This is a genomic window from Sulfolobus sp. A20 (assembly GCF_001719125.1).
Taxonomy (GTDB): Archaea; Thermoproteota; Thermoprotei_A; order Sulfolobales; family Sulfolobaceae; genus Saccharolobus.
Window position 1 is genome coordinate 1,777,550 of the sequence record NZ_CP017006.1, and the last position, 15,339, is coordinate 1,792,888.

The following is a 15,339-nucleotide window of genomic DNA, read 5'->3' on the forward strand; positions in this document are numbered from 1 at the left end:
ATATCCATCACTCCTTAATAACTACTCTTTTTGACTTCCCTTCAAATCTAGGTAGCTCTCCTCTACTTACAAATTCCACCTCTGGAGTAACAAATGCAACTGTCCTAATTTCTTCTATTAATTTTTCTCTTAATTCTTCGGATGGTTTTTCAGTTTCTACTTTAATTATTAATCTATGATCTCTAGTACTCTTATCAATAATAACTTGGTATTCTGATATTTCCTCATGCTCCATTATGACCCGATTAATTGCAGTGGGAAATAATTTAACACCTTTATAGAATATTACATCATCTATTCTTCCCTTTAACATATGTATCTTAGGGTAAGGTATTTCATCATCGCTCTCAATCATAGTTGTTACATCTCTAGTTCTATATCTAACTAGTGGCATAGCTTCCTTAGTTAAAGTAGTAATAACTAATTCCCCCTCTTCGCCTTCTGAAACTCTTTCGCCAGTTTCTGGATCAATTATCTCAATCACATAATGATCAGTCCAAATATGCATCCACTCATGATCGTCATAAGGGCATTCTTGAGCTACACCAGGTCCTAAAGCCTCTGTTGAGCCATAAATCTCTAAAGCCTTCCCTCCTCTCTTTTTTAAGCCTAGTTCAGTTTCTATCCTCTCTAACATCTCTTTAGACATAGCTTCAGCTCCCGGTATTGCTAGCCTTAGTTCTAAATCTTTTTCAACATCTATACCTAGCCTCACAAGAGTCTCAGCAACTAGTAACTCGTAAGATGGAGTGCCCGTGATTACTGTAGCCTTAAATTCCTTTAGTGCTCTAGCTAAAGCCTCAGTTCTTCCGGTACTCCATGGTATTACCTTAGCTCCAACTCTCTGTATACCTTGATGTAAACCTATACCTCCAGTAAAGAGACCATAACCATAAATGTTCATAACTATGTCTCTCTTATTAACACCAGCTGTAGTTAGAGATCTCGCTACTAGATTAGTCCAGGTTTGTATATCCTTCCACGTGTAAGCGTTTACTGTAGGAACTCCAGTAGTGCCTGAGGTCATATGCCATCCAACTAGTTCATCAAAAGGTACAGTCAAGAATTCACCTCCATCTGGATAAGCATATTTCCTTAAATCGTCCTTAGTAGTAAATGGGATTTTTGCCAAATCTTCTATACTTCTAACGTCCTCTGGTTTTAGTCCTTTCTCCTTAAATATCTTGTGATAAAAACTGGAACTTTCATAAACCTTTCTAATTAATCTCCTTAACCTGAAATTTTGAATGTACTTTATTTCATCCTTAGTTAAAGATTTAGGATTTATCTCATCGTATTCAAACATGATTTACTACCTCTGCAATTAGCCTAACCCCATCTGAGGTTATTCTAACTTTAGCTCCAACCTTGGGTTCACCTTTTATCCATGCCATTAAGTTATTTCCATCATTAGTTCTTATAATTCCAATGACATAGTTATCATAGTTTTCGAATCCCTGTGGTTTCTGATACACTATACTGTAAGTCATAATTTCTCCTTCATTACTTTGTAATTTTATCCAGTCCATCTCGCTCTTACCACAATTAAAACAATCCTTCTGAGGAGGAAAATAAACTGAGCCACAATTCTTACATTTAGTTCCTAGTATTTCTCCTCTCTTTAGGGCCTCGAGAAACTCTTCTGGATATTTAATCTTATATTTCAAATTTAAGGGAATAGCATCAACCTGCATTTTTTCACCTCCTTAAAATCATAACATAAGCGAAGTGCCCGGTACCACCAACGTTATGAACTAAGCCTACATAATTCTTTAATGGTTGTTGCAAAGGACCAGCCTCATCCCTTAACTGTTTTGTTATTTCGTATATCATTGATAAGCCAGTGGCTCCAAGAGGATGACCCTTAGCTTTTAAACCTCCAAACAAATTAACTCCCACCTTACCGCCTTTCTCGCTTTGACCCTCTTGAATAAATTTACCTCCTGCACCTTTCTTTACGAATCCTAAATCCTCGTAACCCATGATTTCTGCTATAGTAAATGCGTCATGTACTGTAGCAACTTCAACTTGATTTGGATTTATTTTTGCCATCTGGTACGCTTGGTGAGACGCTAATTGAGTAGCCTTAAACCCTGTCCACTCTCCTCTTTTAGCAACGTAAGCATAATCGTTGGCATATCCAATTCCAGTTACCCACACCGGCGTATCAATCTTTAACTCCTTTATTTTCTCCTCAGATGCAAAAATCGCGGTTGCAGAACCATCACTAATTGGGCAGGAATCTAAAAGTTTTATTGGCCACGATACAACTCTAGATTTTAAAACGTCGTCTACTGTTATCGGCTTCTGGAAATGAGCTTTAGGATTTAATGAACCGTATTTATGTGCCTTCACGGCAACTAAAGCCATTTGTTCTTCAGTGGTTCCATAAACTGCCATATGCCTTGTAGCGTAAAGAGCGTAATATGTAGGGAATGTAGTTCCATAAAAATGATATTCCCACTGATAGTTTCCTCCCCTTCCTCCTATTGCCAATGAAGTTGAAGTATCAACTTCTGTCATCTTATCAACCCCTACAGCCATTGCTATATCTGCTAATCCCGACGCTACAGCAGTATACGCAGTTAAAGCTGCGGCTAGTCCAGTAGCACACATAGCCTCTACTCTCATAGGCACCTTTCCTGTCAATCCAGAGTATTCCGCAACTAGGGGAGCAGGATATAACTCAATGCCTCTGTAAGCTGTACTTCCTACTACTACAAAATTAACGTCTCTTTGAGTTATACCACTATCGTTAAACGCCTCCTTAATAGACTCCCACGCTAACTCTTGTACAGAAACATCATCTCTTCTTCCAAACTTAGAATTGCCAACTCCTATGATGCCTACTCTTCTTATCATAACTAAACATTTTGTAGATATTAAACTATATAAACTTTAATGGGCAAACTATATGTGGGGGAATAGCATATATATGTATAATACAATACAAGTAGAAGTTAGGGAAAATATAGGAATTATAAAATTGAATAGACCAGATAAATTAAATTCTATAAACTTTCAAATGGTTGACGAATTGGTAAAAGCCTTGGAGGAAATTGAGAACAACAATAGCATAAAAGTAGTAATAATTACCGGTAATGGAAAGGCTTTCTCAGCAGGAGCAGATGTAAAAGAGATGTCCGAGACTTCTCTTGAATACATTATCAAAAAAGGTCATATGCCATTATGGGAAAAATTGCGAAGTTTTAAAAAACCAATTATAGCTGCATTAAACGGTGTTGCAGCTGGGGGAGGACTAGAACTTGCAATGGCATGCGACATAATTATTGCAGCAGAGTCTGCTAAACTAGGTCAGCCCGAAATAAACTTAGGTATAATACCGGGGGCAGGGGGGACGCAAAGACTTACTAGAGCAATTGGCAAATATAGGGCTATGGAATTAGTATTAACTGGAAAGCTAATAAGTTCCAGAGAAGCTGAGGCTTATGGTCTAGTAAATAAAGTAGTACCAGATAACTCTCTACTTGATGAAGCTATAAAGTTAGGTAAACAAATAGCAGAAAAACCAATGATCTCATTAATGTTAGCGAAAGAAGCTGTAAGTAAAGCTTGGGAGACTACACTTCAGCAAGGTTTAGATATTGAGAGAAGGAATTTTTATCTAACGTTAACTACTCAAGAGGCAAAGGAAGGCATGAGAGCGTTTCTTGAGAAGAGAAAACCGAGGTGGGAAGATGATAAAAGTGGAAAATAAAGATGGGTACTCAATAATCACTTTGAGTAGACCGGAAAAATTAAATGCACTAAACTTAGAAATGAGAAGAGAGCTAATTAGCAAAATTAAAGAGGTTAATTCAAATTCTACAGCTAGAGCAGTAATTATAACAGGTGAAGGAAGGGCTTTCTGCGTTGGGGCTGATGTTACCGAAATGCCTGAAGATATAATTGACGATTTGAGGCAAACCTTCTACCCCATAATAAGAGAAATCAGATTCTCGGATAAAATATACATATCTGCTATAAATGGAGTAGCAGCTGGTGCATGTATAGGTATTGCCTTATCAACTGATTTCAGATTCGCTAAAAAGGATGTTAAATTCGTGACAGCTTTTCAAAGATTAGGTTTAACTTCAGACACTGGAGTAGCCTACTTTCTACTGAAATTAGCTAGGGATCAGAAGGCTTATGAGATGGCTGTATTAGGTGGAGAGTTCACTGCTGAGGAAGCGGAAAAGTGGGGGATATTAAAGGTTAGTGAAAATCCTATCGAGGACGCTGAAAACCTTGCAAGAAAGATTGTAAATGGACCGTACCAATCTTACGTGGCAGGAAAGAAAATGGCTAACTTAGTTTTGTATAGAGATTTGGAGAGCTTCCTTGAATACGAATCATCAATCCAAGGTTACTTAGGCAAGACTGAAGACTTTAAGGAAGGAGTAATGGCTTTTAGAGAAAAAAGAGAGCCTAAGTTTAAGGGAATATGAAATGCCCAAAGATAGCCCATTTACAAAATTTTTGAATATTAATTTGGAAGAAATCAAGGAAGGATATGTTAGAGTTTCTGCAATAGTGTCTGAGAACGTACTTAATTTGCATGGATTCGCTCATGGATCCTTCATTTTCGCCTTAGCTGATACGGCATTTGAGTATGTAAGTAATTTTTCACGGGATTCAGTGGCTCTTCATGTAGATGTAGACTTTAGGAGACCAGCTACTAAAGGAGAAAAAATAGTTGCAGAAGCATTTGAAGAAAACCAAGGTAAAACCACATCTTTGTATAGGATAGTAGTCAAAAACTCTGAAGGAAAAACCATTGCTTATTTGACAGCACTAGCTTACCATCTGGACAAGTAATTGATTACTCCTCTTATAAAAAAGTGAATTAATGTTATTTTTCAATAGTATGCAAATTATATTTTATAACCGAAATCCTTATAAGTCATGAAAAATACATATATATGGTGATCTGATGGATATAAATTATGAAAATGATCCAATATATCCCACTGACAACGTATATCCGCCCATGTGGAACTTTGACGATGAAAAAGCTATGAAACTATATAGAAGGGCTAAAAAAGAGCAATGGGACGAAGAGGATTTAGATTGGAAGGGATATGAGGAAATTATCTCTGGTTTAGATAGAAAGCAAAGACTAGCCTTAGCTTATTGGTGGGCATTATTATCTAACTTTGATAACGCAACTCCAGTATTCGCTTATGCACTAGTCAAAGCTGCCGAGAAGAAACTACCAGTTACGGTAAAGGCTTTGTTGAGTACCATAACCTTTGATGAGAATAGACATAACATACTATGCGGGCTTGCAATAGAGAAGGCTATGAAAGGATTCCCATTTAACTTTAAGCCTCAAGACGATTTAGAAAGAAAAGCTATGCTTAACGTCGAGTGGGTCTGGTGGAATGGTTCTAGGTATTGGAAGGGATATTTAGAAGCATACAACAAGTATACTTTAGACATATTGTTCACCTCATTCATGATGGGCGAAGCAGCAGCTGTTTCAGTTTTCAGTGGGATGAAGGATAAAAGTAGGATACCTGCTTTTAGTGAAGCGTTTAAGAGGTTAACGGTCGATGAGACCAGACACTATGCCTTTACACACCTTATATTAACTAACAACATAGCTCAAATGAACGATGAAAAGAAAAAGTTTGTAACTAAACAAATAAGGGCGGGTTTTGTATTCTTATCTCTAATAACCTACAAGGCCCCTAAAGAGTTTTGGAAATTACCACCATGGTATCAAGAGGTTCATCAAAAAATGGAGGAAATTGCTAATTCAGCAGGATTAGGATTACCTAGTATAGAGGAGAGAGAGAAGATATGGAGAGAAGCTGTTTCAAGAGTAGCCGGAAATCTAAAGAGGTTTAACGTTAAAGTACCATCAATGCCAGAGATAGGTATTAACGGGGAAGAGGACGTAGAAATTAAAGAAGACGAATTAGTTGCAGTCATGTTCTAATCATATTAGCTAGAAAGGGACTGGCACGCCATACTCATGAAGTAGTTTTCTAATCTTATATTTCAATTTTAATTGAAATACTTGATTATATGCTTGTTTCCATTTTAATTAGATAAATAGTTAAGTTATCGTTTTTTTGTAAAAATTTTCACATAATAAACTTTTTTACTAAGTACTCAAGTGATATAAATAATGGAGAAGAACTTAAGGAGAATTCAGAAAATCAAAGGTGGAAGTTACATTATTACATTACCTCCAGATTGGGTTAGACGAAATGGTCTAGATGCAAAAAGCGAGGTTATAGTAATTGAAAGAGATGGAGAATTGGTAGTAAAACCTTTTAGAACATATAATGATAAAAAGACAATCGACTTGAAAAACAGTGGCAATGATATCGATACTATAAAATACCTTATAAACGTGTATTACATGCAAGGAGTGTCTCAAATAGAACTTACATCAGACTCTGTTATTCCAATTGAAATCAAGAATGAGTTGAAAAAATTACAACTATATTTACCTGGATTAGAAGTAGAAAATGAAAGTTTCAATTATATTAGACTTAAGGTAAAAGATAACTTAAACCTTGACATAATCGAGGAAATGAAAAACTTTTCATTAAAACTTCTAACCTTATTAGAAGATTTAGAAAAAGTTATAGCTAAACCGAATAAACAGATGGCTATTGATCTTAAAAATAGATCTGAAGATTTGAATAGAGTATATAACATTTTAATCAGAGAGATAGCTTTAGTCTCTCAAGAAGAGGAAAGATTTGAACAAAATAAAATCACGTCAGTTAGGGATCTAATTCTTTACGCGATCGCAATGAGAGATATGGGACGAATGTTGTCACATATAAGAACCACATCAACAATTCTTTCAATATGTACTAATATTTCACATGAATACCAAAATATAGTTTCTCAGCTCATTCTAATGTTCAAAGACTCCTTAGAAGTCTTCTTTAACCAAAACTTAAACTATATTAAGGAAATTAGGGACAAGATGAAAGAGATTAGCAAGATAGCGGATTCATTAGATGGTGAATGTAAAGAACTCGGAAAGGAGTTAGTCAGAATAGGCAGTTACTGTGTAGCTCTAATGGATGATGGAGTTCATAAGAGTGTAAAACTATGAAAACTGTTTTCTAATAATTTAACCATTTATATATTTAACCTAACTTAATCTGACATTTTAATAAATTATTTTCAAATAATTTCCCTAAAAAATTGAACGATAAATAAATGTCAATAATTCGTTAGGATAAACTTTTTAAATTTCTAAAGGAAAAAAGAATGGGATAGGTTATGTCCCAGAACATCAAAGCTTTCTTACCAATATTAATAATGATAGTAGGATTCCTAATATCACCTATATTTTTGCTTCAAAGTAGTGCAGCAACCACGATAACTATAGCACCATCTAATAGTTCGATACTTGTTGATGTATCACAGACAGTTCCACCAGACGCACTAGATCCTGCAACTGGATTTTATGTGCAGGACGGACCATTGTTCAATGCTATATTCCAGGAACTCGTAGAATATAATGGCTCTAATTATTTGCAAGTAGTTCCGGTAATAGCTCAGAATTGGAGCACATCTAATTACGAGAACTGGACGTTCTTCATAAGACAAGGAGTTTACTTCCCAGACGGAGTACAAGTCAACGCGTCAACAGTATGGTTCTCATTATATAGGACAATATTGATGGGTCAAGGTCCGGGTGTATCAAACTATATAGAACTATTATTTAATGCCACACAGTATGGTCAAACTGGCTATGCTTTACCTTGGGGAGTAGCTAATGCAATCCAACAAGTTACCGGTTTACCAACTACTAAAAATGCTACATTAGCTGCACAAGTCCTAGCATCTATCCTATCACACTTCAACGCAAACAATCAAACAATTCAGAAGATAATGGAATACCCATACCAAGCAGTAGTTGTTAAAGGACCATATGAGGTAGAAATAAACACACTAGAACCCTACAGAGACTTCCTACTAGACTTGGCAAACTGGTGGGGAGCAATAGTAAACCCAGTATACGTAGACCAACACGGAGGAGTACAACCAAACAGTGCAAATTCATATATAAATGATAACGGAATGAACGGAACTGGTCCATACGTAATAAAGTATGTAGGACCTAGTCTATCAGAGATCTTACTTGTCAAGAATCCTCATTACTGGGCTCAAAATATAGCTAATATACCAACAGTAGCAGAGCCAGCTCACATACCTATTATTGATATCAAGTACGGTTTATCTCATACTGATAGAGTTGAAGATTTCGCAACGAATCAAGCACAAATTTCATACGTTTCCCTACCCTTCCTTCAGCAGATGTACTCAGCATATGAATATAATAAATATGTAAGCTTTAACCAGGTATTTCTTAATTTAGGCTATCAAGCTGCGGTTTTCTATCTCTCACTAAACATGCAAGTGTTCCCAACTAATATTACTCCCTTCAGACAAGCTATCGCTTATGCAATTAACTACTCTGCATTATTAAGCATATTCAAATTCCAGAACCAAACGCTTGCCATAAACTATTTAGGTCCAATTTCTCCAGTATTCCCAGTTTATAATGAAGTAATGCAACTTGATGATTTACATCCATTCACTTATAACCCATCACTAGCATTACACTACTTAAATGAAGCTGGATACGAAGGTCATTTCTATGTCGTATTGCCAAATGGAACAGCAATAGGCGATACAAATGGTAGCCAATTACCGACTCTTACCATTTATGCTTTAGCACCCGTTAATGAGTTAGAACAAGAAGAACTGACTATAATACAAGAGAATTTACAAAGAATAGGAATTTCTACTTCTATAAAATATGTTTTACCATCGGTAACTGATAATTGGGTTACTCCAAGTGGGACACCAGCCATAGTTGATCTAGGATGGTATCCAGACTGGCCAGACCCTATATTCCAAGAGTTAATAGCACAAACCGATGTACTATATGGAGGAATATCTGGCAATTTGGCATGGGTTAATATTTCAACATTACAACAGATATACAATACATTACCATTCTTAACTAACCAGACACAACAGACATTAGAGGTTGCTAAAGTATATAAGATACTGTATCAAGAAGTTCCCTATGTTTACTTACCTAACCCAGTAAACTACTATTTCGTGCAACCATATGTAAAGAATTTCGTGTATAATCCATTTATTGGATATTACTATAATCTAATGTACTATCAACCTTACACTGTAACCATAACTCAAACCACTACTACAACGAGCCCTACACCATTAACTACCACTAGTACAACAACAAGTACTATGACAATGCCATCAATGACATCTACAAGCACAAGTAATAATTCGACATTAGTATATGCTGCTATTGGTATCGTAGTTGTGATCATCGTAATAGTAGCTGTTGTTGTATTGCTTAGAAGAAGAGGAGGACCTGGATTCTAAATTATTTTTTTATTATTCTAATTCTCTATAATAATATGTCCATAACTTATAAGCCAGCTTAATATACCTAGTAAATTATATTAATGGCTTTAAACTGTATTAAAATGAGCGTGGTATGTCATTAAATATTGTCTTCTTTATTATTAGAAGAATTATAAATGCTTTAATCACGCTCTTATTGCTAATTATACTTGTTTTTATCATGATTCACGTGATAGCACCTAATCCATTAGCGCTAGCTAGACTATACACTGGACCTCATGCTACTTATACTCAGTTGGAGCAAGTAGCTAAGGAGTATGGCTTAAATAAACCACTATACGTGCAAATAGTCAATTATATCATAAATGTTTTTCACGGAAATTTAGGAATTGATCCGACTTACAAGGTACCAGTTATAGATTTGATAGGAAAGTATCTCCCGAGGACCCTAGAATTAGTTATACCAGCTACTATCTTGTCAGTAATTATTGGACTCATAACTGGGGCAATAGCTGCATCTAATAGAAATAATCCATTAGATTATTTGGTACGTGGAGTTTACTTAGTTACTTGGGCATCTCCTCCTTTTTTTGTGGCTACGATACTTCAATTGGTAATTGCCTATTATTTGAGATTATTACCGGCTACAGGTACCGTAAATCCCACTCTTACCCCACCGAAGCCATTAACTCCATTTCCTTTGCTAAATGCGATATTATCTGCTGATTGGCCATATCTTTCGAGCCTAGTACATCATATGGTTCTACCAGTAATTGCGATAGCTTTAGTAACGTTTGGAATTGTAACTAGAATTGCGAGAGCTTCTATGCTAGATTATATGGAGTCAGATTTTGCGAGATTAAGTTTCATGAAGGGGTTAAGTAGAAGAAGAGTAGTTTATGGTGTAGTATTACGAAACGCTTCAATACCTTTAGTTACACTAATTGCCTTATTATTTGGATATTCTGTCGCTGGAGCTGTAGTGATAGAAGATGTATTTCAATATCACGGAATGGGTTACTTCATTACACAAGCAATTGAAGGTTTAGATTATACTTCGGTGTTAGGAACTACCATAATAGTAGGAATTTCAATTATAATAGCTAATTTGATAGCTGATATTCTTTATGGAGTACTTGATCCTAGGGTGAGGATAGTTGAGTGAAAGCTATGGAATTAAGTTCATGCTTAAGGCACTGATCAGAGACAAGGCTGGATTACTAGGGCTTATAATAGTTTTACTATTCCTAGTATGGTCTTTTATTCAAGGTATTCTAGAAATACTATCGGGATATCTCAAGAACCCACAATTAGGCTATATTTTGCTACCACATAATCCGTTTAAATATGATCTCAGCTTGGCTTTCCAACCCCCATCTTCCCAATTCCTCTTAGGCACAAATGCAGAAGGAGAGGATATATTGTCACGTATGCTATATGCGATGCCTAGGGATGCTCTCGTAGCTGTGGTGGTAGTTTTTTCAGCAATAGTTATAGGGGGTATACTTGGAATTTTAGCGGGATATCTGGGAGGAATAGTAGATGAAATAGTGATGAGAGTAACTGATGCGTTCTTATCTTTGCCAGCATTAATATTAGTCATAGCAATAACAGTTCCCTTGAGAGCAACGTTCTTAGCTGTGATATTGGGCTTAGCAGTAGTCTGGTGGCCGACGTACGCTAGGTTTTACAGAGCACAAACATTAAGGATAAAAAATATGGACTATATATCCGCAGCTAAGTTAAGTAACGTATCTTCATTTCAGTTACTTTACAGATATATATTCTTAAACTCTATCGATCCTATATTAGCGTATGCAGCTTTAGACTTTGGAAATGTAATCTTAACCTATTCTACGCTAGCTTTTCTAGGAATTGGAGTAACTCCACCAATACCAGAATTAGGTGCTATGGCTGCTGACGGTTTATCCGGCTTACCGCAATATTGGTGGTGGGCAGTTTTTCCAGGTTTAGCTATATTAATTATAGTTGTGGGATTTGTATTGCTTGGTGATAGATTACAGGACGTAATTGCAGGTAGAATTGTTTACTAGGTGATGAAGTTGTTACTCCAGGTAAAAAATCTGAACGTTTATTACAATACATTACTCGGATGGGTAAAGGTTTTAGATAATGCGAGTATAGAAGTAGAAAAGGGAGAGATAGTAAGTATAGTAGGAGAGAGTGGATCTGGTAAGTCTACACTTGGTCATGCAATAGCTAGAATACTTCCCCCAAATTCTAGGATTAGTGGAGATATAATAATAGATAATGTGAACTTAGCTAAGTTAAAAGAGAGTGAGCTACAGAGGTATAGAGGAACATGGGTTTTCATGATATTTCAGAACCCACTAAATAGTCTGAATCCTGTTAAAAAGGTTGGTTTTCAGCTACTAGAAGCATGTAAAATTAGACACCAAAGGGAAGGGAAAAAAGTAGGTGAAGAAGATTTGATGAAAGAAGTTATAGAGGTATTGAAGGATTTAAGGTTACCGGACCCATATGCAATAATTGACAGATACCCACATCAGCTTTCTGGTGGTCAAGTTCAAAGAATTGTCATTGGAATGGCTTTGCTCCTTAAGCCTAAATTACTTATAGCTGACGAACCTACTTCCGCACTAGACGTAACAATACAAGCACAAGTAGTGAATTTGTTTAAGCAATTAAATAAGGAGTTAGGTACAAGCATCCTTTTCATAACTCATGACATTTCATTGGCTTATGTAATAGCTGATAGGATAATAGTAATGTATGCAGGCAGAATAATGGAAGATGGAAATATAGAGGAAGTTTTAAAGTCTCCGATGCATCCTTATTCACAAGGATTAGTAGCTAGTATACCCAAGGGAAGTAAAGATCAAGGAAGGCTGAGTGCAATACCAGGTAATCCTCCTTCGTTCTTTGCTTTACCATTAGGTTGTAAATTTAATCCAAGGTGCGATAAAGTGATGGATGTGTGCAGACAAAAGGAGCCTCCTCTAATAGAAAAGAATGGTAGAAGGGTGAGGTGTTGGTTATATGAGTGACAACATTCTCTATAAAACTGTTGGACTTAAGAAATACTATCTAGCTAAAAAAAGAGGAATTCTAGAATCAATAAGTAAGCAACCACCAATTTATGTTAAAGCGTTAGATGGTATTTCGATAGAGATTAAAAAGGGGGAAACTTTAGGTGTAGTAGGAGAAAGCGGATCTGGTAAAACAACCTTAGGTAAGATTTTAGCAACATTAGAAAAACCTACTGAAGGACATCTATTTTTCATGGGAAGACCGGTTAACAATGGTAATGAAGAATACGTTAGGAAGAAAGTACACATGGTATTTCAAAATCCAGCTACTTCTGTAAATCCTAGAATGAGAGTTAAAGACATTGTTAAGGAAGGTATGAAGAGTAAAAATGATCAAAAGGTAAAGGAATTGTTGAAAGAAGTTGGACTAGACTACGATTACGTTAAGGATAAATATCCTAGAGAGCTTTCCGGTGGTCAGCTACAAAGAGTTGCTATCGCAAGGGCATTAGCTAAGGAGCCAGAGTTCCTTATACTAGATGAACCTACATCAGCTTTAGACGCTTCAGTTCAGGCGCAGATATTAAATTTACTTGCTGATCTTCAGAAAGAGAGAAATTTAACATATTTATTCATTACACATAATATTTCTGTTGCAAAATTTATATCAAATAGAGTAATAATTATGTATGCTGGGAAGCTAGTAGAAGAGGGAAATAGTAGTGAAGTGATTTCTGAACCAATGCATCCATATACCCAAGCCTTATTAAATTCAGTACCAGATTTAAATAGAAAACAACTTAAACCACCATCTGGTGAAGTACCCAGCTTAATAAATCCTCCTAAAGGATGTAGGTTCCACCCTAGATGTCCTATGGCTATGGAGGTATGTAAAAATAATGAACCTCCCTTGGTGGAAGTAAATGGGAGAAAAGTCGCTTGTTGGTTGTACGAAACCAACTGGAAGAAGACTTCTAGTTGAAGGTACAATTATACTAATAATTTTTTCATTATTTTTAGAGATTACTAGCATAATTAATTACTTAATATTTGTAGTCATTTGGTATGTAATACTCTGCATGATAATTTTGTGGTTTAAGAACCATACTTATTGTATTTATGGAAATGAAGTAGTAGTGAAGTCAGCTTTCTCAGAAAAAAGGGTTAAGCTTAGTGATTTGAAAGATATTTTTGTTTCTCAAGGTCCTATAGCGAGGAGATTAGGCTGTGGATCGATATATATAGTACCAAATTCTGGTAAGATAACCGTATTGATGGATATAAAAAATCCTGATGAATTCTTTCAAAAAATTAAAAATTCGTTATCTTAACTTATAGTTTAGAAATAACCTGCCTAATTTCTTCATAATTAGGCTCTTTGCCAGGATCTTCAGAAACCCACTTATATCTGATTATCCCATTCTTATCTATAACAAATACCGATCTCTTAGCTAAAACATATCCCTTCAATATTGGTAATTCTCCAGCTACTCCATAAGCTTTAACTGCTTCTCTGCTAAAATCACTAAGTACTGTAAAATTGAGCTTATTCTGCTCTTTGAACGCTTTATTACTGAATGGAGGATCTACACTTATACCAATCACAGTAGCATTAAATTCATTGAACTTTGCTAAAGAATCTCTAAAAGTGCACATCTCCTTGGTACATACTGAGGTAAAGGCTGCTGGATAAAAGGCTAATACGACTACTTTTCCTTTAAAATCACTGGGTATCTTTACTTTTTTCAAGTCAGTATCTACTAATTCTACTTCTGGTGCTTTATCTCCTACTTCTACCATACTACACTCGTATATGATTCAGAATATAAAAAGCTAAATATGGAAAATTTTAAAATGTTTAAGCATTAACTGCTAACACAGGTATTTTAATTTCCGCTTCTCTGGAATCCTTTAATACCCTCACCTTTATATAAGAACCTACTTTATTTTCTAATATTGCTATTAGATCACTAGGTGAGGTAATATCCATATCATCTATCTTTAATATAACATCACCCTTTTCTATCCCATACTTATAAGCGCTTCCAGCTGGATCTACATTTACGACAAGTAACCCATTAGTCTTTTTTATACCCAGATACGTTGCTAAAGCTTTATTTAGTTTCGTCACTGATATGCCGATATAAGGTCTTACGTATCTACCAAATCGCATAACGTTATTAACGAAACTTATAACTAGCTTAGACGGTATTGCGAAACCAATGTTTTGAGCATTTCTAATCATCGCTGTCACTACGCCTACAACCTCACCTTTTTCGTTGACTAATGGACCACCACTATTCCCCGGATTTACCGCTGCATCAGTTTGAATAACATAAACTGGAGATCCGATTGGAGACATAATAGTCCTTTCTTCACTGCTGATTATTCCCATGCTAACACTATATAACCCTAAAGGATTACCTACTGCTAACACAACTTCTCCCGTTCTATACTTAGTTGATAACTTAAGAGAGGGTAAACTAAGACTAGTTCTCAATATTGCTAAATCATGAAAAGGATTTACAGCAACAACTTCTACATCATCTCTGAAACCATCCTCTGATATTGCTATTATATCTCTAGCGCTTTCAATAACGTGATAGGACGTTATTAGAAGATTTTTCTCTATTGAGAAGCCAGAACCTATACCTTCAGCGACTTGAGGTGTAAAAAATTCATCTAATGTAACTTGTCTAGTCAATATTGTAACTACTGCTGGAGTTACCTTTTCCACTAAATCTTCATACATAATTTATCATAACTATTACGCAAGAATCGTATTTATTTATGTGTTTCTTAGAAGCTAGCTATTTTTCTTAATCCGGAACTTAATTCGGCATAGTTTTGTTGCAAAATAGATCCGTTACTAAATTTCATCTAACGGAGAAATACAAAGATTAGTAACTCGAAATTTCGTTATAGTATGTTTCTTCTAAGGTTA

At 35.7% G+C, this 15,339-nt stretch carries 16 protein-coding genes; 11 read left to right on the forward strand and 5 right to left on the reverse strand.

The features are described from left to right. Positions 1-7: 7 nt before the first annotated feature. From BFU36_RS09205 to BFU36_RS09215, 3 genes are read right to left on the reverse strand one after another with little or no spacing between them, the layout of a single operon-like run. Complete coding sequence (locus BFU36_RS09205) at positions 8-1,306, reverse strand: phenylacetate--CoA ligase family protein (RefSeq protein WP_069283648.1); 1,299 nt, start codon at positions 1,304-1,306, stop codon at positions 8-10. Next, on the reverse strand, positions 1,299-1,694 hold the full coding sequence (locus tag BFU36_RS09210) for a Zn-ribbon domain-containing OB-fold protein (protein ID WP_069283649.1): 396 nt from the start codon (positions 1,692-1,694) through the stop codon (positions 1,299-1,301). Before BFU36_RS09210 ends, BFU36_RS09205 begins: the two co-directional genes overlap by 8 nt. A gap of 4 nt (positions 1,695-1,698) precedes the next feature. After that, complete coding sequence (locus BFU36_RS09215; protein ID WP_069283651.1) at positions 1,699-2,862, reverse strand: thiolase domain-containing protein; 1,164 nt, start codon at positions 2,860-2,862, stop codon at positions 1,699-1,701. Positions 2,863-2,935: 73 nt separating this feature from the next. Between BFU36_RS09215 and BFU36_RS09220 the strand changes: the two genes are divergently transcribed. From BFU36_RS09220 to BFU36_RS09270, 11 genes are all read left to right on the forward strand, one after another. After that, positions 2,936-3,718 (forward strand): enoyl-CoA hydratase/isomerase family protein, encoded by a 783-nt coding sequence (locus BFU36_RS09220; RefSeq protein ID WP_409349222.1) that lies wholly within the window; start codon positions 2,936-2,938, stop codon positions 3,716-3,718. Further along, entirely contained in the window at positions 3,699-4,448 is a 750-nt protein-coding gene (locus tag BFU36_RS09225) for an enoyl-CoA hydratase-related protein (RefSeq protein WP_069283653.1), read from the forward strand. Before BFU36_RS09220 ends, BFU36_RS09225 begins: the two co-directional genes overlap by 20 nt. Position 4,449: 1 nt before the next feature. Next, complete coding sequence (locus BFU36_RS09230) at positions 4,450-4,818, forward strand: hotdog fold thioesterase (RefSeq protein ID WP_069283654.1); 369 nt, start codon at positions 4,450-4,452, stop codon at positions 4,816-4,818. A 115-nt stretch (positions 4,819-4,933) separates the two neighbouring features. Then, the gene (locus BFU36_RS09235) at positions 4,934-5,944 is read left to right on the forward strand and encodes an aminobenzoate oxygenase (RefSeq protein ID WP_069283656.1); all 1,011 of its coding nucleotides are present in this window, start codon (positions 4,934-4,936) and stop codon (positions 5,942-5,944) included. Positions 5,945-6,136: 192 nt separating this feature from the next. After that, a complete protein-coding gene (locus tag BFU36_RS09240; RefSeq protein ID WP_069283658.1) occupies positions 6,137-7,084 on the forward strand; it encodes an AbrB/MazE/SpoVT family DNA-binding domain-containing protein in 948 nt (315 codons plus the stop codon). Positions 7,085-7,293: 209 nt separating this feature from the next. After that, on the forward strand, positions 7,294-9,402 hold the full coding sequence (locus tag BFU36_RS09245) for an ABC transporter substrate-binding protein (protein WP_409349241.1): 2,109 nt from the start codon (positions 7,294-7,296) through the stop codon (positions 9,400-9,402). 115 nt (positions 9,403-9,517) lie between these two features. Beyond that, positions 9,518-10,549 carry an ABC transporter permease gene (locus tag BFU36_RS09250; protein WP_069283662.1) on the forward strand — a complete coding sequence of 344 codons (1,032 nt, stop codon included), beginning with the start codon at positions 9,518-9,520 and terminating at the stop codon, positions 10,547-10,549. After that, complete coding sequence (locus BFU36_RS09255) at positions 10,542-11,438, forward strand: ABC transporter permease (protein WP_069283664.1); 897 nt, start codon at positions 10,542-10,544, stop codon at positions 11,436-11,438. The genes BFU36_RS09250 and BFU36_RS09255 overlap by 8 nt, the downstream gene beginning before the upstream one ends. 3 nt (positions 11,439-11,441) lie before the next feature. Then, positions 11,442-12,413: an ABC transporter ATP-binding protein gene (locus BFU36_RS09260; RefSeq protein WP_069283666.1), complete on the forward strand. Its 972-nt coding sequence runs from the start codon at positions 11,442-11,444 to the stop codon at positions 12,411-12,413. Then, positions 12,406-13,377: an ABC transporter ATP-binding protein gene (locus tag BFU36_RS09265; RefSeq protein WP_069283668.1), complete on the forward strand. Its 972-nt coding sequence runs from the start codon at positions 12,406-12,408 to the stop codon at positions 13,375-13,377. The genes BFU36_RS09260 and BFU36_RS09265 overlap by 8 nt, the downstream gene beginning before the upstream one ends. Next, entirely contained in the window at positions 13,319-13,726 is a 408-nt protein-coding gene (locus BFU36_RS09270; RefSeq protein WP_069283670.1) for a PH domain-containing protein, read from the forward strand. The genes BFU36_RS09265 and BFU36_RS09270 overlap by 59 nt, the downstream gene beginning before the upstream one ends. A gap of 1 nt (position 13,727) precedes the next feature. Here BFU36_RS09270 and BFU36_RS09275 read toward each other — a convergent pair whose 3' ends face one another. Continuing rightward, on the reverse strand, positions 13,728-14,195 hold the full coding sequence (locus BFU36_RS09275; protein WP_069283672.1) for a peroxiredoxin: 468 nt from the start codon (positions 14,193-14,195) through the stop codon (positions 13,728-13,730). 58 nt (positions 14,196-14,253) lie between these two features. Continuing rightward, positions 14,254-15,147, reverse strand: coding sequence for a S1C family serine protease (locus tag BFU36_RS09280; protein ID WP_069283674.1), 894 nt, complete (start codon positions 15,145-15,147; stop codon positions 14,254-14,256). Positions 15,148-15,339 lie beyond the last annotated feature (192 nt).

Excerpts from the sequence above, each read along its gene's own strand:
- BFU36_RS09205 (WP_069283648.1), bottom strand. The coding sequence starts at position 1,306 with ATGTTTGAATACGATGAGATAAATCCTAAATCTTTAACTAAGGATGAA.
- BFU36_RS09210 (WP_069283649.1), bottom strand. The coding sequence starts at position 1,694 with ATGCAGGTTGATGCTATTCCCTTAAATTTGAAATATAAGATTAAATAT.
- BFU36_RS09215 (WP_069283651.1), bottom strand. The coding sequence starts at position 2,862 with ATGATAAGAAGAGTAGGCATCATAGGAGTTGGCAATTCTAAGTTTGGA.
- BFU36_RS09220 (WP_409349222.1), top strand. The coding sequence starts at position 2,936 with ATGTATAATACAATACAAGTAGAAGTTAGGGAAAATATAGGAATTATA.
- BFU36_RS09225 (WP_069283653.1), top strand. The coding sequence starts at position 3,699 with ATGATAAAAGTGGAAAATAAAGATGGGTACTCAATAATCACTTTGAGT.
- BFU36_RS09230 (WP_069283654.1), top strand. The coding sequence starts at position 4,450 with ATGCCCAAAGATAGCCCATTTACAAAATTTTTGAATATTAATTTGGAA.
- BFU36_RS09235 (WP_069283656.1), top strand. The coding sequence starts at position 4,934 with ATGGATATAAATTATGAAAATGATCCAATATATCCCACTGACAACGTA.
- BFU36_RS09240 (WP_069283658.1), top strand. The coding sequence starts at position 6,137 with ATGGAGAAGAACTTAAGGAGAATTCAGAAAATCAAAGGTGGAAGTTAC.
- BFU36_RS09245 (WP_409349241.1), top strand. The coding sequence starts at position 7,294 with ATGATAGTAGGATTCCTAATATCACCTATATTTTTGCTTCAAAGTAGT.
- BFU36_RS09250 (WP_069283662.1), top strand. The coding sequence starts at position 9,518 with ATGTCATTAAATATTGTCTTCTTTATTATTAGAAGAATTATAAATGCT.
- BFU36_RS09260 (WP_069283666.1), top strand. The coding sequence starts at position 11,442 with ATGAAGTTGTTACTCCAGGTAAAAAATCTGAACGTTTATTACAATACA.
- BFU36_RS09265 (WP_069283668.1), top strand. The coding sequence starts at position 12,406 with ATGAGTGACAACATTCTCTATAAAACTGTTGGACTTAAGAAATACTAT.
- BFU36_RS09270 (WP_069283670.1), top strand. The coding sequence starts at position 13,319 with ATGGGAGAAAAGTCGCTTGTTGGTTGTACGAAACCAACTGGAAGAAGA.
- BFU36_RS09275 (WP_069283672.1), bottom strand. The coding sequence starts at position 14,195 with ATGGTAGAAGTAGGAGATAAAGCACCAGAAGTAGAATTAGTAGATACT.
- BFU36_RS09280 (WP_069283674.1), bottom strand. The coding sequence starts at position 15,147 with ATGTATGAAGATTTAGTGGAAAAGGTAACTCCAGCAGTAGTTACAATA.